The organism is Steroidobacter sp. (assembly GCF_036402275.1).
Classification (GTDB): domain Bacteria; phylum Pseudomonadota; class Gammaproteobacteria; order Steroidobacterales; family Steroidobacteraceae; genus Steroidobacter.
In genome coordinates, this window is the sequence record NZ_DASWTF010000052.1 from 21,321 (window position 1) to 46,433 (window position 25,113).

Genomic DNA, 25,113 nt, shown 5'->3' on the forward strand with positions numbered 1-25,113 from the left:
TTCCCCCTGTCCGTCCTGCGAATGAGTTTTGGACAGGGTGAATCTAGCCATCGGGGCTGGGGCTAGCTTCGTCGGAAGGGACGATTTCGGAGCTGAAATTCCGCAAACGGCAGCGCGCGCCGCAATCCGGCGCGCGCTGTTTCATGATCCGCGAGTCTACCTCACCGATCCTGACGTAAGGCAGCCTGGGCATTGCCGCCGCTTGCGGCGGTGATGAACAGTGTGTAAACGGCGTCCTGGTCGAAGTCCGCCGACTCGTTTGTGTACAGATCGTTGGTCGTGACGGCGCTCTCGACATCGATGCGCTGGTCCGTGCCACTGTCCACTTCGGCATAGATGGAGGCCGCGCCCACCGCCGTTCCTTCGGTGACCGGACCGAAGTTGACCAGCAGGTTGAGGGAGTCGCTTTGCGTCGAATAGCCATTCAACAGCCGGATCTTGGTTTTGCCTTTATTGGTCGGCAGGTGATTGTCGTCGGAGACCAGCGTCACGCGTACGCCGCTCGCGTCGTTCCATAACAGCAAGGTGTAATCGGCGCCTGCAACCAGCGTCTGATTCGCGACTGTGACGGGCGTGCCGCCGACGCCCAGAGTCACCGCCACGCTGCCAGCCTCCACTTCGGCATAGTCGCTGATGAAGCCGACACCTCTATTGATGAACAGCTGAGTGCCTGCGACGCCCAGCGTCGCCGTGGACCCAGGCAGTACACCGACGGCTCCTCGTATGCGTGCTTTGGTATTTTTGAATGTGGTCAAGCTGCCCTGCTGGGGCAACAACAACGCGTCGACCAGTACGCCGCCGCTGGTTTCCGTCAGAATCAGCGTGGCCACCGTATTTTCATCCAGCGTGATGCTCGGCACATCCAGGCGCAGATCCGAAATGTCATTGGGCCCGGTGATCCGCAACCTATAGGTGCCACTTTCGTACGTGGTGCTCCCGTCCGTGCCAGCGAACACCGGAGCCGTATCGTTGAGATCGAGGTCCGGATCCGTCAGGTAGATGTCCACACCGCCGGCCTCGGACGCGTTCAGCGACCGGATGATGGAGATACCGTCGTCGTCGGGCTCCTCGATGTCCTCAGGGATTGCTGTCGCCGCAAAGCGCCCGACCGGGCCCGAAAATACATAAGTGGCATTGGAATCGTCCGCAAGCTGCTGGTCGCCGTTCGTCAGCAGCGTGCTCCCGACGCCGGCTCTCTTGTACTTGATGTCGTACGTGCCGGATGGAACGCTGACGTAGTCGCCCAACGTGCCGAATACGACATTCGAGCTCTTCAAGTCATCGGTATCCGCGTCTTCCTCGGTGACGTAGAAATCGAGCGCTGGATAGCCCGTGCTCACGTTCAACAGCCGCACGCGCGCGTCGTTATTGTCGTCGCCGCTGCTGCAGCCACTCAATAGCGCCACCGCCGAGGCAAGCAGAATGGCGGGCAGCCGTAGTAGATATCTCATGAACTCTCTCCGAGTGAAGTCTTGGGTCAGAACGCGTTACCGATCGAGAACTGGAAGCGCTCCAGGTCGTCGCCCCAGTTTCGATAGGTCTCGGTCTGGTATCTGATGGGAATCGCGTAGCTGAAACGGAACAAGCCAAGAGGCGCCAGCCACTGCACGCCGATGCCGACCGAAGCGCGCAGCTCGCTCAGGTCGAAGTCGTACTCCTTCGGTTGACCCAGCTTGTCCTCGAACTCGACGTCGCCGACGTAAAACGAGTTGCCGAAGTCGAAGAACAGGCTGGCCCGTGCGCTCTGCGCGAATTTCTTCGGCATGGGCAGCAGCATCTCGACCTGGCCCGAGACGGCCGCATCGCCGCCGTAAGGATTCGCGAGCGAATCGCGAGGACCGAGCGTCGACTCGCTGAAGCCGCGCACCGAGTCCGGACCGCCCGTGAAGAAGTGCAGATTGGGCGGCAGAGCGCTGGTATCGCCGAGCGGCCGTGCATAGTTGAGCTTGGTGTTCAGAACGAAGTTCAGATCGCGCAACAACGGCACGAAGCCGAAACGGAAATACTGCTGATACTGATACGAGCTGCGCAGGTACTCGATGGCGTTGGCCCCGCCCGTCGGCACCGTCGTCGAGACATGAAAACGATGCAAGGAGCCTTGCGTCGGGAAGATCGCGCGGTTGCGGCTGTCGCGAAGCCAGCCAGCGGACACCTCGACCGCGTCATATTCCGTGCCCAACAAGAAATCGCCGTCGAGGGAACGCAAGTACGAGCTGCCGTTGTCCGTCACCCAGTCCTTGAGCTGCTCGGAGCTGCTGTCATAGGTCGCCAGCTCCGCGTGCAATAGCGAAGTGCCGAAGCTCACATGCTGCAGCTCGGTGATCGGATAGGAGAAGTCGACGCCGCTTGCGTAAGTCTCCGTCGAGAATGCCGAAAAGCTCGAAGTCAGCTGTTCCACGTCGCGATATGAAACACTCGCCGTGCGAGTGACGCCGTCGACCGTGATGTAAGGATCCGTGTGGGCGAAGCTGTAACTCCTGGCGTACTCACCCCCGTTGAACTCGGCGCTGACTCGCTGGCCGGTGCCCATGAAGTTCGCATGCGTGACGTTGCCGTTCAAAATGAACGACTGAGACTCGGAGTACCCGATGCCGCCGCCGAACTGGCCGGGCAGTCCCGGCTCCACCGTGACATCGACATCCACCAGGTCCGGCGTGCCCGCCACCGCGTTGGTTTCGATCTCGACGTCCTTGATGAAGGGCAGCCGCTGCAGGCGGATCTTGGAACGATCCACCGCGGAGTTCGAAAGGTAAGCGCCCTCCAGCTGTCGCATCTCGCGCCGGAGCACATCGTCATTCACATCGGAGGTGCCGAGGAAGTTGATCCGCCGCACGTAGACTCGATGACCCGCGTCGACGACCATGGCCAGCGACACTTGTTTCTTGTCCTTATCCAGCTGCGGCACGGCGTCGACCTTGGCGAAGGCGTAACCATCGAGCCCCAGCCGCAACTTGATCGCCTCGCTCGATTGCGAGATGAGCCGCTGCGAATACTCTTGCCCGGGCGCGATCGATAACAACCGGCGCAGCTCACGTTCCGGAACTTTCATGTCGCCGGCGAGCTTGACCTCGGAGAGCTGATACACCTCGCCCTCCTCGACGTTGACGGTGATGTAGATCTCATCCTTCTCGGGCCCGATGGCCACCTGGCTCGACGTGATCGCGAAATCCGCGTAGCCCCGATCCATGTAGTAGGAGCGCAGCGTTTCCAGATCTCCAGTCAGCGACTCCTTGGCGTAGCGATCGTCCTGGCGATACCACGACAGCCAGTTCGGCTCGCGCAACTGCAACTGCCCGAGCAGTTCGTCCTCTTCGAAGCTCTTGTTGCCCACGATGTTGATGTTCTGGATGCGCGCGCGCCCACCTTCATTGATGTCGATGGAAACGCGCACCCGGTTGTCCGGCATCTCCTCGGCGGTCGTATTGACGCGCACGCTGTACTTGCCGCGCGAGAAATACTGCTCGGTGAGATATTGCTTGACCTCATCGAGCACGGACTTGTCGAAGCTCTTGCCGGTGGCGAGACCCACGCCGCGCAGCGACTTCTGCAAGTCCTCGGTCTTGATGTCCTTGTTGCCCTTGATGTCGAAACTCTCGATCACCGGTCGCTCCAGGACCGCGACGATCAGCGCGCCGCCTTCGCGCCGCAGCTCGACGTCCTGGAAGAATCCAGTCGCATAAAGCGTACGGATCGCCTCCGCGACGCGCCGCCCGTCGAGCCGGTCGCCGATGTTGATGGGCAGATAGTTGTAAACAGTTCCTTCGGAAATTCGCTGCAGGCCTTCCAGGCGGACTTCCTCGACCACGAACGCAGCGGCTCCCACACCGCCGTCGTCCGCGGCCGCGATAGCGGATCCAGCACGCAGAACCGCGAGCCCGCCAAGAAACATCGCCTTCAACACGCGCAAATCAGTCTGGCCACGCATTGCATAACATCGCATCTCACACCACCACACAGCGGGCGGCAGATTAGCGATGCCGGCGGCTCCGAAACTTTTCGATTGTTTATGACTTTGTAATCAACTGTTGCAAGCGGAAGGCCGGAGTCACATTGCGCAACCGTAGAGACCGGTGCGAGCGCAACTGCTTCAGCGGCGGTTCAGACTGAGAAGCAAAACTTCGCAACTCGCCAAGCAATCAGCTCCGGTTCAGACTTTCATGCCCGACCTTCCGCACATCGTCATCGTGGACAGCGATCTCCAGGTTCGCGGCCTGCTGTCGAGCTATCTGCAAAGCAATGGCTTTCGAGCGACCGCGGTCGCGGACGGCAAAGCGCTCGATCGCCTGCTCGATAGCGAATGCGTGGATCTGATCGTGCTCGATCCGATGCTGCCGGGAGAAAACGGTGTGTCGATTTGTAAGCGGCTACGCGCGGAGGCGCGCGTGCCGGTGATCATCCTGACCAGCAGGCGCAGCGAGCCCGATCGCATTTACGCTCTGGAAATCGCGCAGGATTACGTCGCCAAACCGTTCAACCCGCGCGAGCTGCTGGCCAGAATCAAAAACGTGCTCGGCCGCTGGGATTTCAGCGCCAATCGCATCCCGCACAAGCCGGAACGCTATCGTTTCGCGCGCTGGACGCTAGACACGATCTCACGAACCTTGATCGACCCGAGCGGCAATCGGCGGCCGCTCGCGGGCAGCGAATATCGCCTGCTCGAAGTGCTCGCCTCGCAAGCCAATCGGGTGTTGAGCCGGGATGAGCTGATGGAGTTGACCAAAGGGCGCGAAGCAACCGCTTTCGATCGCAGCATCGATGTGCAAATCAGCCGGCTGCGACGGCTGCTCGGCGAAGATGCGCGTGCGCCCTCGATCATCAAAACGATCTACGGGGAGGGTTATGTCATAGGCGTGCGCGTGGAGACCGAGTAGTCACGGTCGATCGTCCAACGCCTTGAGGCGCGGGAATGCCTTGCATCCCAGGGCGAAATACTTTGCATCGCGCTCGGTGCCGATCGACAGATATCCCAAACGATCCGCGGCCGCGAGCGTCGAATGGCTGCCCGCGAACGGGTCGTACACGATGCCGATGCCGAGCGGCAGCGCGGCCCGCACAACCTGACGCAGGAATCGCTGCGGCTTCAACGAAGGATGAGGCGCGATTTCCCGCTCGACGCCACGAGTCGGCGAACAGGTGATGACATCCTTGAACGGCTCCTCGTTCGAGATCCGGCGCAGCCCGCCCGTGCCCCACTTACGTAGGTTTTCAGCCGCCGTGCCGTCGAAAGGTTTTCTGAAAATGCCCCAAGGTTCCCAGCACGAACGCGCCATCATCGAGACATCGGAGAACTCCTGCTCCGCCCCCTTGGGCCGGTCGCCGCCCCGCAATGTTTGCACGAGCCGGATCAGCTCACCGCGCTTTTCAAACCCCGCGCGCTGGAATGCATGAAACGTCATCGTCGACAGCAGGGGGTTGGAGGCAAGAAACACGTGGCCGCCGGGCACGAGAGCACGATTGAGCCCATAGGCAAGCGCGCCGAAGAAGTTACACAACGCGCTGATCTCCTCCTGAGACAGCACCGTAAACCTCGGCAGCGGCTGGCGTTTGGCCCCGTCGAACGACGGAGGAATACGCCATACGCCGCCGCGGCCGGCGCGCAGCTTCACGTGATTCTTCGCTTCGTATTCGACGATGCCATACGGCGGATCGGTAACGACGGCATGGATGGAATGTTCCGGCAGCTCGGCCAGCCACTGAATCGCGTCGGCGAGCACGCCGGTCGCGCGTTCGGACAGATGCTCGCGGCGTTGCTCGCCATGCTCGCGCACGCGTTGCCACTGTTCGTTCTGACGCTCCAGCAGCGCGGCCCGCCACGCTCTCGATCCGGCGCGCGCCTCATTGGTGGCGCTCACTAGAGTTTTCATTTGTGGTTGGTCCGTCGCCCTGGAATTCGCACGCTCGCCTCCAAGCCTCCACCTTCGCGATTACGCAACCTCAACGCTCCACCCAGGCTCTTGCTCAATTGCTGTGCGATCGCGAGCCCCAGACCCGCTCCGCCCGTCTCCTCGCCACGCGAAGCCTCGACTCGGTAGAACGGTTGCAACACCGTAGTCAGTTCGTGCTCGGGAATGCCCGGCCCGCGATCCAGCACCGAGAATGTTACTTCCTCACCCTCCTCCCGCACCACGATCTCGGCCGCGCCGGAAAATTTTAGTGCGTTGTCGACCAGATTACCGATGACCCGCCGCAAAGCCTGGGGCCGCAGGATAATAGGATGCAGGAGGCGGCCATTTAGTCGCACGTTCTGTTTGGCATCCTCATAATCGCCCACCAGACTGTCCATCAGAGCGTTAACATCCGCGAGCACGGGGGCCTCAGTCGCGGCATGCACGCTGCGTGCATACGCGATGCCCTCACTGACCAGGCGCGACATGGTCGTCAGATCCCGCTGCAGGCTGTCACGGAGCGCATCGTCGTCCATGAGGTCGGTGCGCAGCCTCATGCGTGTGATGGGCGTCTGCAGGTCATGAGAAATGGAAGCGAGGATCTGCACGCGTTCGGCCATGTGCGCAGCCATCCGGTCCTGCATGGCATTGAACGCGGAGGAGGCACGCGCTATTTCGTCGGTGCCTTTGGCTTCGAGCCTCGTCATCTGCATGTCGGGGCCGAGGGAATCGGCGGCCTCGGCCAGCTTGGTGAGTGGACGCGTCGCGAGCCGCACGGCCACCCATGTGCAGATCAGGATGGCGGCGAACTGCACAGCGAGAATGATCGGCAACCATCTGCTCATGGGCACGAGTGACGGAAACATTTCGATCAGCAGCGGGCTGCCGTCGCTCAACTTCACGTGTACGCGCAGATGTCCCGGCTCGCCAGGCACCGGACTCGCCCGAACCTCGAACTGTTTGCCGACAGCGCGTTCGATCGCCGCCGCGAGTCGAGCCGACAACGCCGTGTCCGGCTGGCCAACGGCACTCTCTCGATCATCCGCCGCGGGCAACATGAATCGATACGTGCGACGCCCGAGCCGATCGAGCCATTGCGGCCGCTCATCCGCCGGCAGCCGATCCAGCCAGGCCACGGAGCTGGGAACATCCAGCTCGGTGTAACTCACCAGCATCGACTCCCAGGTCTGCGAGCGCTCGTAGAGGAACAACCCGAACGTCAGCACGTGCGAGGCGATCAAACCGATGAGCAGGATCAGGAACAAGCGGGAGAACAGACTGCTTGGCCAGATCCGGCGCACCGCCGTCGTGTCGGTCACGTCGCGGCCTCCAGAATCTGCACCGCTGTCGCCAGCACGTAGCCTTCATTACGCACCGTCTTGATATAACTAGGCTCGCGCGCATCGTCCCGCAGCCGCTGGCGCAACCGGCTCACGATCAGATCGACCGATCGATCGAAAATCTCCGAATCTCTTCCCTGAGTGAGGTTGAGCAATTGATCGCGCGTCAGCACCCTCTGCGGATGGTCGAGGAACACATGGAGCAGTCGATACTCGGCGCCGCTCAACGCAACGACCACACCCTTCTCGTCGATCAGGTGTCGCGCGACGGTATCCAGGCGCCAATCGCCAAACGCGATCACCTTGCCCGCCTCGGTGATCTGCATGTTCGGCGGCAACATCCGCGTGCGACGAAGGATGGCTCGGACGCGTGCGAGCACTTCGCGCGCGGCGAAAGGCTTGGACAGATAATCATCGGCGCCCATCTCGAGTCCCACGATTCGGTCGGTCTCATCGCCGCGGGCCGTCAACATCAATACCGGAATGCTCTTCCACTTGCCGGCGCGCAGGTCCCGGCAGAGCGACAGCCCGTCGGCGCCGGGCATCATGATGTCAAGCACGATCAGGTCGATGCTGTGCGATTCCAACATCGCGTACATCTCGCGGCCGTTCGCGGCGGCCGAGGCTCGCAGGCCGTTCTTGGTCAGATAGGTGGCGAGCAGTTCCCGAATCTCGCGGTCATCGTCGACGATCAGGATGTGGTCGGGAGTATCCATGAGCTGACAGGGGTTACCGGGCATGGGCCAGTCCCCAAGATACCGTGCCAGCGGCGGCCGGGCTTATAGATTTGTAGCGTTTTGTATCGGCGTGCGCGTCTGATACCGCGCGGCTACAACTCACCAGCAGGCATTGATGTCTGGCGTTCGAGCGCCGGCCTGGTTGAGGGTGAGCACGCCGCACTGTGCATCGAGATGGGCCTGCGATCCGCCCGGAGTTGCCCGCACGACATAGCTTCGCCCATCCCCGCTGACGGTGAAGTCGAACGTGTACATGTCGTTCTCCCTCGCACAGCCCATGGCGGGCGCGCCGCCGGTGTACGTGAGATTGGTCGTGTAGAAGCGCTCCATGAACTGCGAGTACTGCGACAGGCACGCCGCCGCAGCGCTGCGATGAGCACGCGCCACGTAGCGCTGATAGGACGGGTACGCGATCGCCGCGATGATTCCGACGATAGTCACCGCGATCAGCAGCTCGATTAACGTCACGCCGCTTGTCCGTTGTAACGCGTGCAAATGTTTCTTACGAGCCATACCCGACATCCCTGTCAGTTCATGATCTCACGCCAGCTCATCCGGACCGCCCCGGTTCCGGGTGCTTCAATCCTGACCCGATCGAGCTCGCCGTCGTCGACGTTCGCATCGTCCACGTTCGCGTCGTCCACGCGCGCGTCGTCGACGTTCGCGTCGAGCATGTTCGCCTCGAGCATGTCGCCCGTGATAGTGGGTTCGTTCAAGCCGTCAGCGAAGGCGACGGCACGTTTGACCGTGGTCTGCAGAACGACAATGGATCGGCCGACGGCGTCGGCGGGCGCGCTACTGCGCGCAGTCACGCGATAGAAATCGAGGTCGAGATCGCCTTCCGAGCGGCCCGTGCCCATGAACTGGATGAAATATTCCGGCGTGCCGGGTGTCCTCGCGTCGTTCACGTCGTGCTCGGGTTCCACTGCGATCCAGTTCGCGTTGGTGCCCGAGTGTGTGTTGTCTGGAAGCACCGGGCACGGCGTGCCCGCAGTGGCGGCAGCAGCACAATCCACGCCGCCGAGATCGGCGATCTGTCCACTGCTGGCGATCTCTGCTTCGGCGGCGCGCAGCGCGGCTTCGGCGCGCTGAAAAGCAAGCGAGCGGTCGTACATATTCGCGCTCATGCGCTCCTGCAGGTTCGTCCCGCGTACACCTGCCAGTCCGATGAGCGTTGCGAGCATCAACAGAATGAGCGAGATCGCCAGCGCCACGCCTCGTTGTCGATGACGTGACGAGCGCATGTCAGCCCGCCCGCCGCCCATCCAACTGCGAATCGGCATCATCGCCGTTGCACAAGCGGTCATGGCACGCGATTCCTCAACGTGACGATGTTCGTGAATTGACGCTCCAGCCGGCCGGAATTGTCGGTCGGACCGGTGACGATGCGTGGATCCGCACTTCGCAGCGTGAGCGTGATCGTCACGGCACTGACGGCAGCCCAGTCGCGAACATCGCCGGCCGCGCGAAACTCGCCACTGACGTCTGCTCGGTAACGCAGCTGCATGTCAGTGACGCCGGCCACGATCTCTTCGGGCGCGGTGGCTCCCAGCCTGAGCCGATAGAGCGAACGCCCTCCTTCGGCCGGCCGACCGTTGTCACCTATGTACCAATCGACGGCGGCGACACGCGCGAGCTGCGAATTGGAACCGTAGACATAGGAGTTGCCAGGATTGCCGCAAACCGTTGGATACCCCAGGCCGTGCGAGCAATTTCCAGGGCTGACGGTATCGCCGGTGTCCTCAAAGGTGACGTTGGCGCTGCTGTAATTCGTGGCTTGAAAAATGGCCGCATGGTCGAAGTCGCAGACCATCAGGATATCGGCCTCCTCGATCTCGCTGGTCGGCGCGCCGATACGGAAGCTGGCTGCAGTGAGCTCGTGTTGGACGATTGAATGCCCCATTCCCTCGATCCCTTGCAGCAGGATCGAATCCGTGCCGGGCACGCGGTTGTCCGGCGATGCGGTTCCGAAGTCGACGGCCCCATCGGCTTGGGCCCCGTCGTAACCCTGCAGACCGAACCAGCTTTGCCACCACTCCCCTTCGTCGTTGAGTACGTTCGCCACTCGGCCGTCGTTGTTACAACCGGTGACGCCCGCTTGCCGCACGTCGCGCGCCAGCAGCTCGAAGGCGGTGCGCGCACTCTCCTGAACCTGCGACAGACCTTCGTTGATGCGGTAACTCTGGCGATTCGCCAGGATCACGCCCAGCGCGCCGCCGATCACAACCACGCCGAGCAACATCGAAATCATCAGCTCGATGAGCGTGAATCCGCGGGGCTTCACAGCCGCACCTGAGTGGTGATTTCTAACAGCGTGTTCGTCTGCCCCTCGACGGCCGCCGCGGCGCGCTGATCGTTCCAGCGGACCGTGATCGTGCAGAGATCTTCCTCGCAGTCGACGTTCCCACTGGCGCCCGGACCGAGCGCATCCACCAAACTCGCGCGCCAGGTCGCGAGCGCCGCCGTCGCGAACGGCTCCTCCCGAGCGCCCTCAGCAGAAGTATTGAAACTGCCGGCAACCGCGTTCGCGCGATCGGCACGCATGGCCTCGACGATGGAGTGCGTGTGGACCACGGCGAGACTGCGCTCCATGGAGCTTTGATTGTTCTTCAAGCTCCACAGCTGCAGCCCCGCGAGCCCCAGCATGCCGAACGACAGCACGACCACCGAGATGAGTACTTCGATCAGACCGACTCCGGTCTGTACCCGCCTGCCGCCGAATGGATCTCTGGCGCCTTCCATGGCCCGTGATTCCCTGCTGATGCGCTGACAGCAACGATACGGGAAGAAGCGGCCGCCAAGATGCGTGTATTTCTCGTAGGGAGCCTCGCAATCGCCGCAGAAGCGGCGATCGATCACAGGTAACGTGTTTCCTTCGGCTCGTGCATCCAGTCGTAATCCCGACCGTTCAGATAACGAACCGGGATCGCGACCAGATCCTCATCCGACATCTCGTCCAGGCAGGCAATGTTGATGGACACGAACGGCCCACCGAGCTCCGGCACGTCGCCGCGACTGAAGGATCGCAGTCCGCAGTGTTTGCAGAAGAGGTTGTGACCCTGCTTCGAACCGAACTGGTAATCGGACAGCTGGTCCGCGCTGCTCAGCAGCCGGAACGCCTCGGGCTTGATCACCGTGCCCCAGTAGCGCGTCTTTCTGCAGATGGAGCAATTGCATTTGGTGGTTCCTTGCGACAGATCGATGTCCGCCTCGTAACGAACCGCTCCGCAATGGCAACTGCCCCGGTAGGTCTTCAACATTGGCCGCTCTCCTTCGAGTATGGATATGCTTGATGCGAGGCAGTGTACTGGGCACTGCTGTCAGATCCTGTCAGCAGCCAATGAACAAGACTGAACGCCTGTTCGCACTCATCGACGCATTCCGTCGCCACCGCCGCGCGGTCACGGCCGCGGTCCTGGCCGAGGAAATGGGCGTGTCGTTGCGGACCATCTACCGCGACGTGCAGACGTTGATCGGCCTGGGCGCGCCCATCGATGGCGAAGCCGGCACGGGCTATCTGCTACGACCGGGCTTTTTCCTACCGCCATTGATGTTCGATACGGCCGAGCTGGAAGCGCTTCGCCTTGGGGCGCGCTGGGTGGAACGGCAGGCGGACGCCGAACTGGCGCAGGCGGCCAGCAATGCCATCGCCAAGATCGCCATGGCGACACCGGACGATCTGCGCGACCAACTCGATGGGGTCGCGCTCTATGCCTTTCCGCAGCCGACCGAACCTGCGCGCCTGGCCGTACTGCCGACGGTGCGCGACGCCATCCGCAACGAGCAGAAGCTCTCGATCGTGTATCGAAGCGAGGACGGCGCGCGGACCGATCGGATCATCTGGCCACTGGTCATCGCGTTCTACCACCAGCCCTCCCTGGGCGCGTGGTGCGAGCTGCGCCAGGACTATCGCACCTTCCGGGTCGACCGCATCGAAAACGCCATCGCCACCCAGATACAGTTGCCGGAGCGCCGCGCGACGCTGTTCAAAGCGTACCTGGAGCACATTTTCTCCAGGGCCGGCGCGGGAAATCCCTGAAGGCTCGCGCCGCCTTCAGCCTCATTGTTGGTTTTTTGCGAACCAGTTCACCTAAGCGCCCCGCTGCTTCGCGCGGCAGCTGCCGAAACAGGTCTGAACCTGCCCGAGTAATGTGTTGTGACGACTGGCACCGATCCCGACCCCTGGCGCAAAAAATACTTCGACAGCCTGGATACGCTGGAAAACGAGAAGCTGCAGTTTCGGGCCATTGAAACGGCGCTGAAGCGAGTCGTCGGTCGTCTGTGCACGGCCTCGCTCGGGCTATCGCCGCAGCTGGACCAACAGATCCGCAAGCTGCAGGCGGTCATCCGCCGTGACGCCGTCGCCGCCGACGATCTGGAGAAGCTGACGCCCGCGCTCACCGAAGCCATCGGTGCGCTCGATCCCCCTGTCGGCAGTGCGCCCGTTATCGCTCAACCGGCCGTCAAGCACCCGGTGGAAATCGATGACTCGCGTTTGCGCTCGATTCTCACAGCCCTGCTGAGCGAGCTACGGCGCGACAGTGAACTGGCGCCGCAGGTGGACACGCTCGAGTCGAAGATCGCTACCTCTTTGACCGGCGCACAGTTGCCGGACGTGCTGGCGACGCTGACCGATCTGGTCGGCCAACGCATTCAACGCATCGAAGGGGCCAAGCAGGAGATCGAAGGCCTGCTCAGCCACATGGTCGGCAAGCTGGACGAGATCGGCCAGTTCGTCGCCGAGCAGCACCACAGCCAGAGTCAGTCGCAGGCCAACAGCGAGACCTTGAACACGCAACTGGTCGGTGAGATCAAGGCCATGGGCGAGACGATGGAATCGACGGGCGACCTGCAACAGATCCGTCAGCAAGTGCGCCACCGCCTGGATTCCATCGACCGGCATCTGCAGGAGTTCCGGCAACGCGAAGCCACGTTCGCCGCGGCGACTCTCGCCCGCAACGAACAGATGCGCTCGCGCATCGCCGAGCTGGAGGCCGAGGCCAAGCGGCTACACAACCAATTGCAGGACGAGCAACGGCTCTCGACCATCGACGCGCTCACCCGGATTCCGAACCGACAGGCTTACGAGAAGCGCATCGAAGAGGAGCTGCATCGCTGGCGCCGCTTCAAGCAACCCATCTGCCTGGCCGTGTGGGATGTGGATCATTTCAAACGTATCAACGACACGTACGGCCATCGCGCCGGCGATCGGGTCCTGCGCGTCGTGGCCGAATGTTTTGCCGGCCGGATTCGCACCACCGATTTCGTCGCTCGCTATGGCGGCGAAGAGTTCGTGATGATTCTGCCCGGCACGCAGCTCGAGGACGCCACGCAGCTCAGTGAAAAGCTGCGCGAGGCCGTCGCCGAGATCGGTTTTCATTTCCGCGGCTCGCCAGTGTCGATCACCGTCTCCAGCGGCGTGACTGCGTTGCTGCCGGAGGACTCGGCCGGCGCGGCCTTCGATCGTGCCGATCAGGCGTTGTATCGAGCCAAGCAGACCGGCCGCAATCGCTGCATAGCCGCTTGATCCGCTGGGCGGGCGCCGAGGATCGACGCCGCCCGCATCGATCACGGAACGATGGCGAAGTCGTCCACTTCACCGCCAGTGACGAGAGCGCCATTCATCTGAGCGGCAATGCCCGGCGCATTGATGTCGACACGATACAGCTCAGCGGCCGCACTCTCCTGATCCGCCGTGTAGACCATGCGATCGCCAGCGTTCGTGTACTCGAACCACATCACGCCCGACGAGGACATCGGCGGGGTCAGCTTGGTGGCCACGCCTGCGCTGGCGAAATCCACTTCATACAGCTCATATGCGCTCGCCGATTCCTGATTGGCGTTGTATGAAATGCGCGCGCCGTCCGGTCGCAGGTCGAATCCGACCACGCCGCCGCCCGACACCATCGGCGCACTCAGTTTGGTTGCAACACCCGGCATCGAGATCTCCGTGCGGTACAGTTCCGGTCGACCGGCGGTGTCCTGCTCGGCGACGTACACGATGAAGTCGCTCTGCGGACCGAACTCATACAACGTGGTCACGCGACCGTTCGCAACCAACGGCGGATTGATCCTGGTCGACACGCCCGGCGCGCTGAGGGTCGCCGTGTAGAGCTCGACCACGCCATCGGTCGTTTGATCCGCGCAATAGGCAACGCGCGTCGAATCCGGGGCAAATCGGAAACGGCACACATCGCCGCCCGTCACCAGCGCTCCGTTGAGCTTCTGGCTCGTGCCCAGGTTTGCCACCGGCGTCGCGTACAGCTCCAGCACATCGTTCGCATCCTGATCCGCGACATACCCGACGTGCTGACCGTCCGGGCTGAAAGTGAACTCATCGTACACGTCACGATCCGCCGCGAGCTGCGGGTTCACCTGCTGCGCCACGCCGGGCGAGGTGAGATTGGTGATGAACAGTTCGAACACTTCCACCGCGTTTTGATCGGCACGATAGAGCACACGGGTACCGTCGGGGCTGAACTGATAGCCGTCACGGACCCAGCCGCCCGCCACCAGCGGCGCGTTCAACTTCGTGGCCACGCCGGGATTGGCGACATCGACTAGGAACAACTCGAAGACGTCGTCCGCCACATCGGCACGGTACATGACCTTCGTGCCATCCGGGCTGATGGCGAAATCGAGCACGTCCCGGTTCGCCTGCAGTGGCGCGCTCAGCTTGGTCGGCGCGCCAGGGTTCGCGAAACTGACCGTGTAGAGCTCATAACGTCCGGAGATGGCCGCATCCGCGATGTAGATGGCGGACTGGCCGTTCGGCGAGGCCGCCCACTGATCCACGCCGCCGCCGCTCACCAGTGGACCATTCAACTTGGTCGAGCCGTTGGGATTGCTGGCGTCGGCCAGGTACAGCTCCCAAGTCTCATCGGTGTCCTGGTCGGCGATATAGATCACCGGATTTGGCGAGGTCGAGCCGGAGCCGGTGTCGCCACCGCCGCCGGGGCTGGGGTTCGGGCTCGGGTTGCCGCTGCCTGTGCCGGTGTCGCCCGAACCGCCGCTCGAAGGGACGTTGTCGTTGCCCGATCCACCGCCGCCGCAAGCCGTGAGCAGCAGGGCTGCCACCGTCGTTGCGAGCACGTTGCCTTTGCGTATATTTGTATCGAAAGTCACAGTCGTTTCTCCACTGATTTGAGTCGTACTAAGATGTCCTGCTCCTGCTGACCCATGCGCAGTGGTCCGCCGGATTGGCTCATGGGAAACAAAAAAAGGTCGCGACATGGCCGGCAGTGATGTGACCCGCCTGCTCGATGCGGCAGGCGGCGGCGAACAAGGCGCCCTGGAAAGACTGTATTCAGCGGTCTACGAGGAGTTGCGCGGGCTTGCGGAATCGAGCATGCGCAAGGAACGTTCGGGCCACACCCTGCAGCCCACGGCGCTGGTCAACGAGGTGTACTTAAGGATCAATCCGGCTTCGGGCGATTGGCAGAATCGTCGACACTTCTTTGGCGCGGCCGCCCAGGCCATGCGTCGGATCCTCGTCGATCATGCGCGACGTAAGCGAGCCGAGAAGCGAGGCGCGGGTCATCAGCGTGTCACATTGTCGGATCTGGACATCAGCGCGCCGGAGGAAGATCTGGATGTGCTCGCGGTGAGCGAGGCGCTCGATCAACTTGCGGCCGAAGATGGGCGGCTCGCCGAAGTGGTGTCGCTGCGCTTCTTTGCCAACATGAGCATAGAAGACACGGCGCGCGCCATGGATCTCTCCCCCGCCACGGTCAAACGCGACTGGACCTTTGCCCGCGCGTGGCTGTGCGAGCACATACAACAACATCGCTAACAGATACCCGTACTGGCCGCAGGTTCAACCCATGAGTTTGCAATCCGAGCGCGAGCTGTTCGACGCCTGCGTCGAGCTGCCGAAAACCAGGCGAGCCTCGTGGCTGGAAGCACACTGCCCCGATCCCGACACGCGCGACCGGGTGACGCGCTTGCTCGCAGCCCACGACGCCGCCGAGCGCGACCGCGCTTTGGAGCGTCGCCTGCCTCCGTTGCCGACGCTGGGTGAACGGCACATCGGACCGTTTCGGTTGTTGGAGCGCGTCGGCGAAGGCGCGATGGGCGAGGTTTATCTCGCCGAGCAAACCAACCCTGTCGTCCGCCGTGTGGCGCTCAAAGTCATCAAGCCCGGCATGGACTCGCGAGATGTCATCGCTCGCTTCGAAGTCGAGCGACAGACGCTGGCGTTGATGAGCCATCCGAGCATCGCGCACATCATCGATGCTGGGACCACGGAGTCGGGCCAGCCGTACTTCGCCATGGAATATGTGGCAGGCATTCCGCTCAACCGGTACTGCGACCAGCATCGGCTCGGCATCGACGCACGGCTGCAGTTGTTTCTGCAGATCTGCGACGCCGTCCAGCATGCCCATCAGAAAGGCGTCATCCACCGCGACCTGAAGCCGAGCAATCTGCTGGTGAGCGAGCTGGATGGGCGGCCAATGCCCAAAGTCATCGACTTTGGCATCGCCAAGGCGGTCACGCCGGGCACTCAGCCGAGCCGCGCGCATACGCGCATCGGGCACCTCATCGGCACACCGGAATATATGAGTCCGGAGCAGGCGCAACTTTCGCCGCTCGATGTGGACACGCGCTCGGATGTTTATTCGCTCGGCGTCGTGCTGCATGAGTTGTTGACCGGAACGCTGCCGTTCAAGGTCGCGAACCACGAGTCGACGCCGGCGCAGCTGGTTCACGAGCTGCTGACGTTCGATCCGCAAGCGCCGAGCACGAAAGTCAAAGCAAACTCGGGCACGCACGACGAGGCGGCCGAACATCGCCAGCTCACGCCCCGACAGTTATCTCTGCGACTGCGCGGCGACCTGGACTGGATCGTCCTCAAGGCGCTGCAGAAGGATCGGAACAATCGCTATGGCTCGCCCGCGGAGCTGGCGGCAGATGTGCGCCGGCATCTGGCGAACGAACCGGTGGTCGCCGGCCCGCCATCCGTCACGTATCGCATGCGCAAGTTCGCCGCACGGCATAGCCTCACGCTGGCGCTGGTAGCGGGCTTGTTCATCGCTGTGCTGGCATTCGGCGGCGTGATGGCGTTTCAGGCGAAAGAAATCGCGCATCAGCGCGATGACGCGCGTTTCCAGGCGCAGCGAGCCGAGGCGTCCAACGAGTTCATGAGTCTGATGCTGGAAGCTGTCGGTCCTGAAGGCCGCCCGCTCACGCCCATCGAGCTCGTGGATACGGGGGTCGAACTGCTCGATAAACAATATGGCGACGACCCGCGGTTTGCCGCGCAAATGTTGTTACAGATGGCTCGTCGCTATATGGATCTCCACAACACCAGCAAGCAGCTTGCCGTCATCCATCGCGCCGAGATCATTGCCCGCGACTTGCAGGATGACGAGCTGATCGCCTCGGTCCAGTGCGCGGCCGTGGAATCCGAGCTCAATGCAAACAACTACAGCGAGGCGGAGCGGCGCGTACAAGCGGCCCGCGATGCCTTGCTGCGGCTCGGTCACGCCCCCGTCTCGACCCGCGTGGATTGCCTGCGCGCCGAAGCTGATATCGCCAACATGCATGGCAATCGCGAGACGGCCGTTGCGCATCTGAAGAAGGCGCAGGATCTGCTGGAGCGCTCGGACGAGACTCGGGGACTCCGGTACAACGCCGTGCTCACCGACCTTGGCGTCATCTACTACAACACCGCTCGTTATAAAGAGTCGCTGGAGATCAATCAGGCCACCCGTGAGGCTCTGGATCGCAATGGCCGGGGCGGCACGCTGGCCAAGGCCATCCTGATCATGAATCAGTCCTCGCTGCTGTATCGGATGGGCGAGATCGAAGAGGCGCGCAAGGTGGGCGAGGAAGCCTTGAAGCGCATCCGTTCCCTACGCGGCAATCGGCCCGTTCCCATTGCATTCGGCGTCTCTTTCGGGACGACACTGCAGCGACTGGGCCAATGGGAAGAAGCGCTCGCGATCCTGAATGAAGCGAGCGAACAGGCGCGCGTGCTCGAAAGCGAATTCTTGCGAGCCCATGCGCATCACCAGCTGGCGCGCGCCCTGCTGGGAGCGAAACAACTCGACGCCGTCGAAGAGAAGCTCGACGGCGCGGAAAAGATCTGGCGCGTCAACGAAACTGCCAATCGCGATCGTCTCGGCGATCTACTGCGCACTCGCGCCGAGCTGGCGTTGGCGCGCGGCCAACACGAAGCGGCCCGACAGGCAATCGATGCAGCTCTCGGCAAGATGAGTTACGCCCCAGGCGCGGACCTGTCTCCTGGCGCCAGTGCCGCTCTGACCACCGCAAGTCACATTTACTTGCAGCTCGGAGACATTGCCAAATCGCTCGCGTTCGCCAAGGAGGCGCTCGCGCTGGCTGAACGCGTGGCTCGCGATCCCACCCGAAGCGCCGACATGGGCGACGCCCTGCTCGCGCTCGGCAAAGCTGAGCAAGCTCGAGGCGATCCCAACGCCACAGCTATCCTGGCCCGCGCGGAGCAAACATTACGGAAATCGCTAGGCCGGTCCTGAGGATCGCATCGGCGCCGGGCGGGTGTAGAATGCCGCCATGAGCACCTCCCCCGAAATCTTCCAGTTCGAGAAGGACTTCGCCGGCGCCCTGTACTGCATCCCCATGGTCGTGCGTCGCAAGCTCGACCTCGCCGGCGTGAAGGTATCGCTGAAACAGTGGAATCGGTTTGCACTCGAAGAGCGCGAGCAGATGGTGGCGCAGCGCTGCGAAACACCCAACGAAATCGACGACTATGCCCGCTACGTAGTGGGCGTGATCGAAAACCGGACGAGCGAGCCCGCGCAGCTGCTCGAGCGCGATGCCGGCGCGGATTGGAATGACGGGTCGACGGTGCCGCAGCGTGTGATCGACTATTCGATCGAACGTGACGTGAGTCCGCCGACGCCCGCTCAGTGGGCGGCGTTGACGCCGCTGCAACGTTTTTCGATTTTCAAACTCACCCGCCCCGGCCACACCAACGAGAACTTCGTACCGGCCATGCGGGAGTTCGGCCTGATTCAGTAATCAGGCCTTCGCGGTCGTTTCCTCTGCCAGGCGCTGGATCGCCGCTCGCACCGGCCCTTCCAGTTCCACGCCGCCCGTTTCTTTGAAATACGCGACGATCGCCGACCGCATCCGCGGATCCCAGAAACGTCGGATGTGCTGCCGGATGCCTTCCGCCGCGACGGCCTGATCCGCCTCGCTGGCAAAGAAGGCGCCGATATCGTTGGCCATGCGAACTAGATAGTCGATGTGCATATGAGCCGCGAAGGATGAGCGTAAACCACGTGCTGATGCTCGCGCGCGAAGCCGATCAACGTGAGGCCAGCGGCCTCGGCCATTCGAACGGCAAAAGCCGTCGGCGCCGAAACAGCGGCGAGCAAGGTGCCACCCACAGTGACCGCCTTCTGCACCATTTCATAACTGGCGCGGCTCGTCACCACGAAATACCCCGACTTGAAATCGCCGCCCGCACGCGTGACGGCGCCGATGACTTTATCGAGCGCGTTGTGACGACCAACGTCTTCGCGCACGAGTTGAATACCCGAGTCCGGCAACACCCAGGCCGCAGCGTGAACGCTGCCGGTTCGCAGATTGATCTGTTGCCGTTCGCGCAGATCCATGAGCGCGGCATGCAGCGATTTCGCATCCACGCGGAGATCGCCGTGCACGGGCGCGGGCTGCCGGATGGCGTCCTCCACCGTCTGCGCGCCACACAGTCCGCAACCGGTGCGGCCAGTGAGATTTCTCTGCCGACGCAGCAACTCGGAAAACTTCGCGGCCGCGATGCTAATGCGCACTTCCAGCGCTCCATCCTCACGCGTCCCTGCTTCGACTGACTGAATCTCGCTCGGCGAGTCGACGATCATCTCGCTCAACGTGAAGCCGACGGCGAGATCCTCGAGATTCGCCGGCGTCGCCAGCATGACCACATGGGGCACGCCATGAAACGTCAGCGCCACCGGCACTTCTTCGGCGACTTGATCCGGAACCCGCTCGATCTCTCCATCACGCCAGCGCTGCACCGTGACTTCACAGCTGGTCGCCGGCGTCGGACTGCTATCAGGCATTTACACCAGAGCTCCGTCGAATCCGCGTGTTGCGCTCGGTCAGCTCGCGATAGCGCTTCTGCCATTCCGAAGGCTGATTGACCTTCACGACCTGAACCGCCGTGACCTTGTACTCCGGACAGTTGGTGGCCCAATCCGAATTGTCGGTCGTGACCACGTTGGCGCCGGACTCGGGGAAGTGGAAGGTCGTATAGACCACGCCTGGCTGAACGCGCTCCGTCACCTGCGCACGCAGCACCGTCTCGCCGGCGCGGCTGGCGATGCCAACCCAGTCGCCGTCGAGAATGCCGCGCACGTCGGCGTCGTGCGGGTGAATCTCCAGCCGGTCCTCATCGTGCCACACGACGTTATTAGTACGACGCGTCTGCGCGCCCACGTTGTATTGAGTGAGGATGCGGCCCGTCGTGAGCAGCAGCGGGAAGCGACTCGTCGTCTTCTCGCGCGTCGGCACGTAGTCAGTGACGTAGAACTTGCCCTTGCCGCGCACGAACTCGCCGATATGCATGGTCGGCGTGCCTTCGGGAGCCGCAGCGTTGCAAGGCCACTGGATGCTGCCCAGCTTGTCGATCTTGTCGAAGCTGACGCCCGTGAAGGTCGGCGTGAGCGCAGCGATCTCGTCCATGATCTCCGACGGATGCTTGTAGTTCATGGGATAGCCCAGCGCATTCGAGAAACGCACCGTCGCTTCCCAGTCTTCCAGGCCGCCGAGCGGCTCCATGACCTTGCGCACGCGCGAGATGCGACGCTCGGCGTTGGTGAACGTACCGTTCTTCTCCAGGAACGACGAGCCCGGGAAGAACACATGCGCGAACTTCGCGGTCTCGTTCAAGAACAGGTCCTGCACCACCACGCATTCCATCGCGGTGAGCGCCGCCGTCACGTGATTGGTGTTCGGATCGGACTGCGCGATGTCCTCGCCCTGGATGTAAACCGCGCGGAAGGTGCCATCGAGCGCCGCTTCGAACATGTTGGGAATGCGCAGCCCCGGCTCGGACTGCAGATGCACGCCCCACGATGATTCGAACAGTGCACGCACGGCGTCGTCGGACACATGGCGATAGCCGCTGAACTCGTGCGGGAACGAGCCCATGTCACACGAGCCCTGCACGTTGTTCTGTCCGCGCAGCGGGTTCACGCCGACACCGACTCGGCCCAGATTACCCGTCGCCATCGCGAGGTTGGCGATCGCCATTACCATCGTCGTGCCCTGACTATGTTCGGTCACACCGAGGCCATAGTAGATCGCGCCATTCGGCGCCGAGGCGTACATCCGGGCAGCGCCACGGACCGCCATGGCCGGCACGCCAGTCACCGTCTCCATCGCCTCGGGCGAGTTCTTCGGATCGCTGACGAACGCCTTCCACTTGTGCCACGAATCCGGCTCGCAGCGACCGGCAACGTATTCGTCGCGCGCAAGCCCTTCGGTGACCACGACGTGCGCGATGGAGTTCATCAGCGCGACGTTCGTTCCGGGCTTCAGCTGCAAGTGATAGTCCGCCTCGAAATGCGGTGTGCGCACCAGAGCGATCTGCCGCGGATCGACAATGATCAACTTGGCGCCCTGACGCAGCCGGCGCTTCATTTGCGAAGCGAACACCGGATGGCCTTCGGTGGGATTTGCGCCGATCAGCATGATCACGTCGGAGTGCATCACCGAGTCGAACTCTTGCGTACCCGCCGACTCACCCAGCGTGTGCTTCAGGCCGTAGCCGGTCGGGGAATGGCAGACGCGCGCGCAAGTATCGACGTTGTTGTTGCCGAACGCCGCACGCACCAGCTTCTGCACCAGGAATGTTTCCTCGTTGGTGCAACGGGACGAGGTGATGCCGCCGACTGCGTCGCGTCCGTACTGTGCCTGAATACGCTTGAACTCGGACGCTGCATAGTTGAACGCTTCATCCCAAGTGACTTCACGCCACGGATCCGTGATCTTGCTTCGGATCATCGGTTTGGTGATGCGATCCTTGTGAGTCGCATAACCATAGGCAAAGCGGCCTTTCACGCAGGCATGGCCGTGATTCGCGTGACCGTCGCGGTTGGGCGCCATGCGGATGACCTGTTCGCCTTTGACTTCGGCCTTGAACGAGCAGCCGACACCGCAGTAGGCGCACGTCGTCGTGACGGCGCGATCGGGCCTGCCGAGGGCGAGCACGGATTTCTCGGTGAGCGCCGTCGTCGGGCACGACTCGACGCAAGCTCCGCAGGAAACACACTCGGACTCGAGGAACGACTCCGACTGGCTCGCCGACACCTTGGATCCAAAGCCGCGCCCTTCGATGGTGAGCGCGAACGTTCCCTGGATCTCATCGCAGGCACGCACGCAGCGGGAGCAAACGATGCAGGCATCCTGATTGAAAACGAAGTAGGGATTGCTTTCGTCCTTGACCGAGTGCTGATGATTGCAGCCCGCGGGCAGGCCATCAGCGCGCGGCAACGCGTAGCGCGACTCGGTGACGCCGGCCGCGGCCGCCATCTCGTGCAACTCGCAGCGATTGTTCGAAGCGGCGCATTCCTGTTCGGAAGGATGATCCGACAGATACAGTTCCAGCACGTTGTGACGCAGCTGGCTCAGCTTGTCGCTCTGAGTACGGACCTTCATGCCGTCCGCGACGGTGGTGGTGCACGAGGCGGGATAGCCCTTGCGTCCGTCGATCTCCACCAGACACAGCCGGCAGGAACCGAACGCTTTCAACGTGCTGGTGGCGCACAGCTTCGGAATCTGATTTCCGAGCATGGACGCCGCGCGCATGATGGAGGTGCCTTCCGGCACCGTGACCGTGAATCCGTCGATCTCCACGGTGACTTGCTTGACGGCCGGATCGTCGGATGCGACCGGCGTGCCTGGATCAATGTAATCGAGCGCGTGCATGGCTTGAAACTCTCCGGCTACTGCACCGTCTTGCGAAAATCTTCAGGAAAATATTTGAGTGCGCTCTGCACGGGGAACGGTGTCATCCCGCCCAGGCCGCACAGCGATCCGTGCAGCAGGGTGTCGCACAACTCCTCGACGAGCTGCAAATTGCGCTCGCGATCGATGTTGGCGATCACGCGGTCCATCAACTCCACGCCCCGCGTCGAGCCGATCCGGCACGGCGTGCATTTGCCGCAGGATTCCTTGGCACAGAACTCCATCGCGTAGCGCGCCATGCCGGCCATGTCCACGGTATCGTCGAACACCACCACGCCACCATGTCCTAATAACGCGCCGATGCTGGACAAGGCTTCGTAGTCGATTGCCGTATCGAACTGCGAGGCCGGAATGTAGGCGCCCAGCGGACCGCCTACCTGTACGGCGCGAATGGGCCGGCCCGAGGCCGAGCCGCCGCCGTAGTCATAGATGAGCTCACGCAAAGTGAGCCCGAATGCTCTTTCGATCAGACCACCGCGCTTGATGTTCCCGGCCAGCTGCAAAGGAATCGTGCCGCGCGAGCGTCCGGTCCCGAAGTTTTTGTAGAACTCCGCGCCCTTGGCGAGAATCACCGGCACGGATGCCAGGGAAATCACATTGTTGACGATGGTCGGCTGGCCGAACAAGCCTTTGATTGCCGGCAACGGCGGACGGACCCGGACCTCGCCGCGCTTGCCTTCCAGGCTTTCGAGCATGGACGTTTCCTCGCCGCAGATATAGGCGCCGGCGCCGAGCCGCACTTCGAGCTCGAACTGCTTGCCGCTGCCGAGGATGTTGCTGCCCAGATAGCCAGCGGCGCGGGCCGCGGCAATCGCCTCGTTCAGCGCCCGATGGGCGTGCGGATATTCGACACGCAAATAGATATATCCTTGAGTCGCACCCACCGCGACGCCGGCGATGGTCATGCCTTCGATGAGCATGAGCGGATCGCCTTCCATGAGCATGCGATCGGCGAATGTCCCCGAATCGCCTTCATCGGCGTTGCAGGTCACGTATTTCTGTTGAGGCGGCTGATCGAGCACCGTCTTCCATTTGATGCCGGTCGGAAAGGCCGCGCCCCCACGACCTCGCAGGCCGGATTCAGTGACGGCCGCGACGATTGCTTCGGGTGACATCGCCAGCGCGCGCTTGAGACCTTCATAACCGCCATGGGCAACGTAGTCCTCGACGGAAACAGGATCGGTGATGCCGACGCGAGCGAATGTCAGACGTTGCTGACTGTGGAGTTCCTTGATCTCGTCGGTGAGGCCCAGGTGCAGGCGATGGCCACGGCCCTCGAAAAAGCGGGACTCGAAGAGGCTCGTGACGTCTTCGGCAGTCACGGGGCCGTACGCATGCCGCCCCCCTTCGGTCTCGACCTCGACCAACGGTTCCAGCCAGAACAGGCCACGCGAGCCGTTGCGAATCAGCTGAATCTCGACGCCACGCCGCAGGGCTTCGCCCTGGATGGCGATTGCAACCCGCTGGGCGCCCAGCGAGAGCGCAGTCGCGTCTCGCGGTACATAGACTTTGATGCTCATGACAGTGGCGCGATCAGTGCGTCGAAGGTTTCGGGAGTGACGCGGCCGTGCAATTGGCCGTCGATCATCATCGCCGGGCTGCAGGCGCAGTTACCCAGGCAATACACCGGCTCGAGCGTGTAGCGGCCGTCCGCCGTCGTTCCATGGAACGCGACGCCGAGCTTGCGCTGGGCATGTTCAGTCAGCTGCTCACAATGCATGGAGCGGCAGGCCTCGGCCTGGCACAGCTGAACGATGTGTCGGCCGGCGGGCGCTTGTCTGAAGTGATGGTAGAAAGTGACGACGCCGTGAACGTCGGCCCGTGACAGATTCAAAGCGTCGGCGATGACGGGAATCGCTGCGGGCGGTACGTAGCCGAGCCGATCCTGAACCTCGTGCAACACCTGAAGCAAAGGACCGGGGCGTCCCGAGTGCGCGGCGAGCGCAGCTTCTATCTGCTCCCTCGCATGATCATCCAGAGGATTTCGCAAAGCCCGATCTGCATTCATACGCTCGCCCCCTCACGGCCCGGCCCTACTCACGAGGGCTCGAACTTGACCGCAGGGGATTGTGACACCGATGTGCGGAATCGACCACGCTGAGCACGCCTACATGGATATCCCGTCAGGAATCGACGCGCGCTCCCTGCCTGCGTTGTGCGAATGCGCCTCATTCTGTCGATCGCGGGCCAGGG

Annotated in this window: 22 protein-coding genes; 6 read left to right on the forward strand and 16 right to left on the reverse strand. The window is 62.6% G+C overall.

Features of this window, described 5'->3' with window-relative positions:
* Positions 1–161: 161 nt before the first annotated feature.
* Positions 162–1,451 (reverse strand): DUF4397 domain-containing protein, encoded by a 1,290-nt coding sequence (locus tag VGD45_RS30590; protein ID WP_331159205.1) that lies wholly within the window; start codon positions 1,449–1,451, stop codon positions 162–164.
* A 26-nt stretch (positions 1,452–1,477) separates the two neighbouring features.
* Positions 1,478–3,925 carry an outer membrane protein assembly factor BamA gene (gene bamA / locus VGD45_RS30595; protein ID WP_331159206.1) on the reverse strand — a complete coding sequence of 816 codons (2,448 nt, stop codon included), beginning with the start codon at positions 3,923–3,925 and terminating at the stop codon, positions 1,478–1,480.
* 232 nt (positions 3,926–4,157) lie between these two features.
* On the opposite strand from bamA, the gene VGD45_RS30600 reads away from it, so the two are divergent.
* Complete coding sequence (locus tag VGD45_RS30600) at positions 4,158–4,871, forward strand: response regulator (RefSeq protein ID WP_331159207.1); 714 nt, start codon at positions 4,158–4,160, stop codon at positions 4,869–4,871.
* Here the strand turns inward: VGD45_RS30600 and VGD45_RS30605 are convergent, their stop codons facing one another.
* The 8 genes from VGD45_RS30605 to VGD45_RS30640 all read right to left on the reverse strand — a co-directional run bounded on the left by VGD45_RS30605 (position 4,872) and on the right by VGD45_RS30640 (position 11,222).
* Positions 4,872–5,864, reverse strand: a complete 993-nt coding sequence (locus tag VGD45_RS30605; RefSeq protein WP_331159208.1) for a DNA-methyltransferase — start codon at positions 5,862–5,864, stop codon at positions 4,872–4,874. It abuts the gene before it with no gap.
* Positions 5,861–7,204, reverse strand: coding sequence for an ATP-binding protein (locus tag VGD45_RS30610; RefSeq protein ID WP_331159209.1), 1,344 nt, complete (start codon positions 7,202–7,204; stop codon positions 5,861–5,863). Before VGD45_RS30610 ends, VGD45_RS30605 begins: the two co-directional genes overlap by 4 nt.
* Positions 7,201–7,941: a response regulator gene (locus tag VGD45_RS30615; RefSeq protein WP_349263397.1), complete on the reverse strand. Its 741-nt coding sequence runs from the start codon at positions 7,939–7,941 to the stop codon at positions 7,201–7,203. The genes VGD45_RS30610 and VGD45_RS30615 overlap by 4 nt, the downstream gene beginning before the upstream one ends.
* A 120-nt stretch (positions 7,942–8,061) precedes the next feature.
* On the reverse strand, positions 8,062–8,475 hold the full coding sequence (locus VGD45_RS30620) for a type IV pilin protein (RefSeq protein ID WP_331159211.1): 414 nt from the start codon (positions 8,473–8,475) through the stop codon (positions 8,062–8,064).
* A gap of 14 nt (positions 8,476–8,489) precedes the next feature.
* Positions 8,490–9,269 (reverse strand): pilus assembly PilX family protein, encoded by a 780-nt coding sequence (locus tag VGD45_RS30625; protein ID WP_331159212.1) that lies wholly within the window; start codon positions 9,267–9,269, stop codon positions 8,490–8,492.
* Complete coding sequence (locus tag VGD45_RS30630) at positions 9,266–10,246, reverse strand: prepilin-type N-terminal cleavage/methylation domain-containing protein (protein WP_331159213.1); 981 nt, start codon at positions 10,244–10,246, stop codon at positions 9,266–9,268. Before VGD45_RS30630 ends, VGD45_RS30625 begins: the two co-directional genes overlap by 4 nt.
* Positions 10,243–10,704, reverse strand: a complete 462-nt coding sequence (gene pilV / locus VGD45_RS30635) for a type IV pilus modification protein PilV (RefSeq protein WP_331159214.1) — start codon at positions 10,702–10,704, stop codon at positions 10,243–10,245. The genes VGD45_RS30630 and pilV overlap by 4 nt, the downstream gene beginning before the upstream one ends.
* Before the next feature lie 113 nt (positions 10,705–10,817).
* A complete protein-coding gene (locus VGD45_RS30640; protein ID WP_331159215.1) occupies positions 10,818–11,222 on the reverse strand; it encodes a GFA family protein in 405 nt (134 codons plus the stop codon).
* A gap of 80 nt (positions 11,223–11,302) precedes the next feature.
* Here VGD45_RS30640 and VGD45_RS30645 point away from each other — a divergent pair, with 80 nt between their 5' ends.
* Together VGD45_RS30645 and VGD45_RS30650 are read left to right on the forward strand one after the other, a co-directional pair.
* Complete coding sequence (locus tag VGD45_RS30645; RefSeq protein ID WP_331159216.1) at positions 11,303–12,001, forward strand: YafY family protein; 699 nt, start codon at positions 11,303–11,305, stop codon at positions 11,999–12,001.
* A gap of 117 nt (positions 12,002–12,118) precedes the next feature.
* A complete protein-coding gene (locus tag VGD45_RS30650; protein WP_331159217.1) occupies positions 12,119–13,489 on the forward strand; it encodes a diguanylate cyclase in 1,371 nt (456 codons plus the stop codon).
* Between the two features lie 41 nt (positions 13,490–13,530).
* Here the strand turns inward: VGD45_RS30650 and VGD45_RS30655 are convergent, their stop codons facing one another.
* Positions 13,531–15,087, reverse strand: coding sequence for a hypothetical protein (locus tag VGD45_RS30655; protein ID WP_331159218.1), 1,557 nt, complete (start codon positions 15,085–15,087; stop codon positions 13,531–13,533).
* A gap of 106 nt (positions 15,088–15,193) precedes the next feature.
* Between VGD45_RS30655 and VGD45_RS30660 the strand changes: the two genes are divergently transcribed.
* From VGD45_RS30660 to VGD45_RS30670, 3 genes are read left to right on the forward strand one after another with little or no spacing between them, the layout of a single operon-like run.
* Complete coding sequence (locus tag VGD45_RS30660; protein WP_331159219.1) at positions 15,194–15,754, forward strand: sigma-70 family RNA polymerase sigma factor; 561 nt, start codon at positions 15,194–15,196, stop codon at positions 15,752–15,754.
* A 31-nt stretch (positions 15,755–15,785) separates the two neighbouring features.
* On the forward strand, positions 15,786–18,461 hold the full coding sequence (locus tag VGD45_RS30665) for a serine/threonine-protein kinase (protein WP_331159220.1): 2,676 nt from the start codon (positions 15,786–15,788) through the stop codon (positions 18,459–18,461).
* 37 nt (positions 18,462–18,498) lie between these two features.
* On the forward strand, positions 18,499–18,966 hold the full coding sequence (locus VGD45_RS30670) for a nitrate reductase associated protein (RefSeq protein WP_331159221.1): 468 nt from the start codon (positions 18,499–18,501) through the stop codon (positions 18,964–18,966).
* Here VGD45_RS30670 and VGD45_RS30675 read toward each other — a convergent pair whose 3' ends face one another.
* Genes VGD45_RS30675 through VGD45_RS30695 form a run of 5 tightly spaced genes read right to left on the reverse strand, consistent with a single transcriptional unit; the run spans position 18,967 to position 24,928 of the window.
* Positions 18,967–19,176, reverse strand: a complete 210-nt coding sequence (locus tag VGD45_RS30675) for a formate dehydrogenase subunit delta (RefSeq protein WP_331159222.1) — start codon at positions 19,174–19,176, stop codon at positions 18,967–18,969.
* 5 nt (positions 19,177–19,181) lie between these two features.
* Positions 19,182–20,012 (reverse strand): formate dehydrogenase accessory sulfurtransferase FdhD, encoded by an 831-nt coding sequence (gene fdhD, locus VGD45_RS30680; protein ID WP_331159223.1) that lies wholly within the window; start codon positions 20,010–20,012, stop codon positions 19,182–19,184.
* Complete coding sequence (gene fdhF, locus VGD45_RS30685; RefSeq protein WP_331159224.1) at positions 20,005–22,881, reverse strand: formate dehydrogenase subunit alpha; 2,877 nt, start codon at positions 22,879–22,881, stop codon at positions 20,005–20,007. The genes fdhD and fdhF overlap by 8 nt, the downstream gene beginning before the upstream one ends.
* A gap of 17 nt (positions 22,882–22,898) precedes the next feature.
* Complete coding sequence (locus tag VGD45_RS30690; protein WP_331159225.1) at positions 22,899–24,440, reverse strand: NADH-quinone oxidoreductase subunit NuoF; 1,542 nt, start codon at positions 24,438–24,440, stop codon at positions 22,899–22,901.
* Positions 24,437–24,928: a formate dehydrogenase subunit gamma gene (locus VGD45_RS30695; protein WP_331159226.1), complete on the reverse strand. Its 492-nt coding sequence runs from the start codon at positions 24,926–24,928 to the stop codon at positions 24,437–24,439. The genes VGD45_RS30690 and VGD45_RS30695 overlap by 4 nt, the downstream gene beginning before the upstream one ends.
* Positions 24,929–25,113: the final 185 nt, after the last annotated feature.

Excerpts from the sequence above, each read along its gene's own strand:
- VGD45_RS30675 (WP_331159222.1), bottom strand. The coding sequence starts at position 19,176 with ATGGCCAACGATATCGGCGCCTTCTTTGCCAGCGAGGCGGATCAGGCC.
- VGD45_RS30640 (WP_331159215.1), bottom strand. The coding sequence starts at position 11,222 with ATGTTGAAGACCTACCGGGGCAGTTGCCATTGCGGAGCGGTTCGTTAC.
- VGD45_RS30670 (WP_331159221.1), top strand. The coding sequence starts at position 18,499 with ATGAGCACCTCCCCCGAAATCTTCCAGTTCGAGAAGGACTTCGCCGGC.
- VGD45_RS30605 (WP_331159208.1), bottom strand. The coding sequence starts at position 5,864 with ATGAAAACTCTAGTGAGCGCCACCAATGAGGCGCGCGCCGGATCGAGA.
- fdhD (WP_331159223.1), bottom strand. The coding sequence starts at position 20,012 with ATGCCTGATAGCAGTCCGACGCCGGCGACCAGCTGTGAAGTCACGGTG.
- VGD45_RS30620 (WP_331159211.1), bottom strand. The coding sequence starts at position 8,475 with ATGGCTCGTAAGAAACATTTGCACGCGTTACAACGGACAAGCGGCGTG.
- VGD45_RS30645 (WP_331159216.1), top strand. The coding sequence starts at position 11,303 with ATGAACAAGACTGAACGCCTGTTCGCACTCATCGACGCATTCCGTCGC.
- VGD45_RS30660 (WP_331159219.1), top strand. The coding sequence starts at position 15,194 with ATGGCCGGCAGTGATGTGACCCGCCTGCTCGATGCGGCAGGCGGCGGC.
- VGD45_RS30615 (WP_349263397.1), bottom strand. The coding sequence starts at position 7,941 with ATGGATACTCCCGACCACATCCTGATCGTCGACGATGACCGCGAGATT.
- VGD45_RS30590 (WP_331159205.1), bottom strand. The coding sequence starts at position 1,451 with ATGAGATATCTACTACGGCTGCCCGCCATTCTGCTTGCCTCGGCGGTG.
- VGD45_RS30625 (WP_331159212.1), bottom strand. The coding sequence starts at position 9,269 with ATGACCGCTTGTGCAACGGCGATGATGCCGATTCGCAGTTGGATGGGC.
- VGD45_RS30690 (WP_331159225.1), bottom strand. The coding sequence starts at position 24,440 with ATGAGCATCAAAGTCTATGTACCGCGAGACGCGACTGCGCTCTCGCTG.
- fdhF (WP_331159224.1), bottom strand. The coding sequence starts at position 22,881 with ATGCACGCGCTCGATTACATTGATCCAGGCACGCCGGTCGCATCCGAC.
- VGD45_RS30600 (WP_331159207.1), top strand. The coding sequence starts at position 4,158 with ATGCCCGACCTTCCGCACATCGTCATCGTGGACAGCGATCTCCAGGTT.
- pilV (WP_331159214.1), bottom strand. The coding sequence starts at position 10,704 with ATGGAAGGCGCCAGAGATCCATTCGGCGGCAGGCGGGTACAGACCGGA.
- bamA (WP_331159206.1), bottom strand. The coding sequence starts at position 3,925 with ATGCGTGGCCAGACTGATTTGCGCGTGTTGAAGGCGATGTTTCTTGGC.
- VGD45_RS30695 (WP_331159226.1), bottom strand. The coding sequence starts at position 24,928 with ATGAATGCAGATCGGGCTTTGCGAAATCCTCTGGATGATCATGCGAGG.
- VGD45_RS30665 (WP_331159220.1), top strand. The coding sequence starts at position 15,786 with ATGAGTTTGCAATCCGAGCGCGAGCTGTTCGACGCCTGCGTCGAGCTG.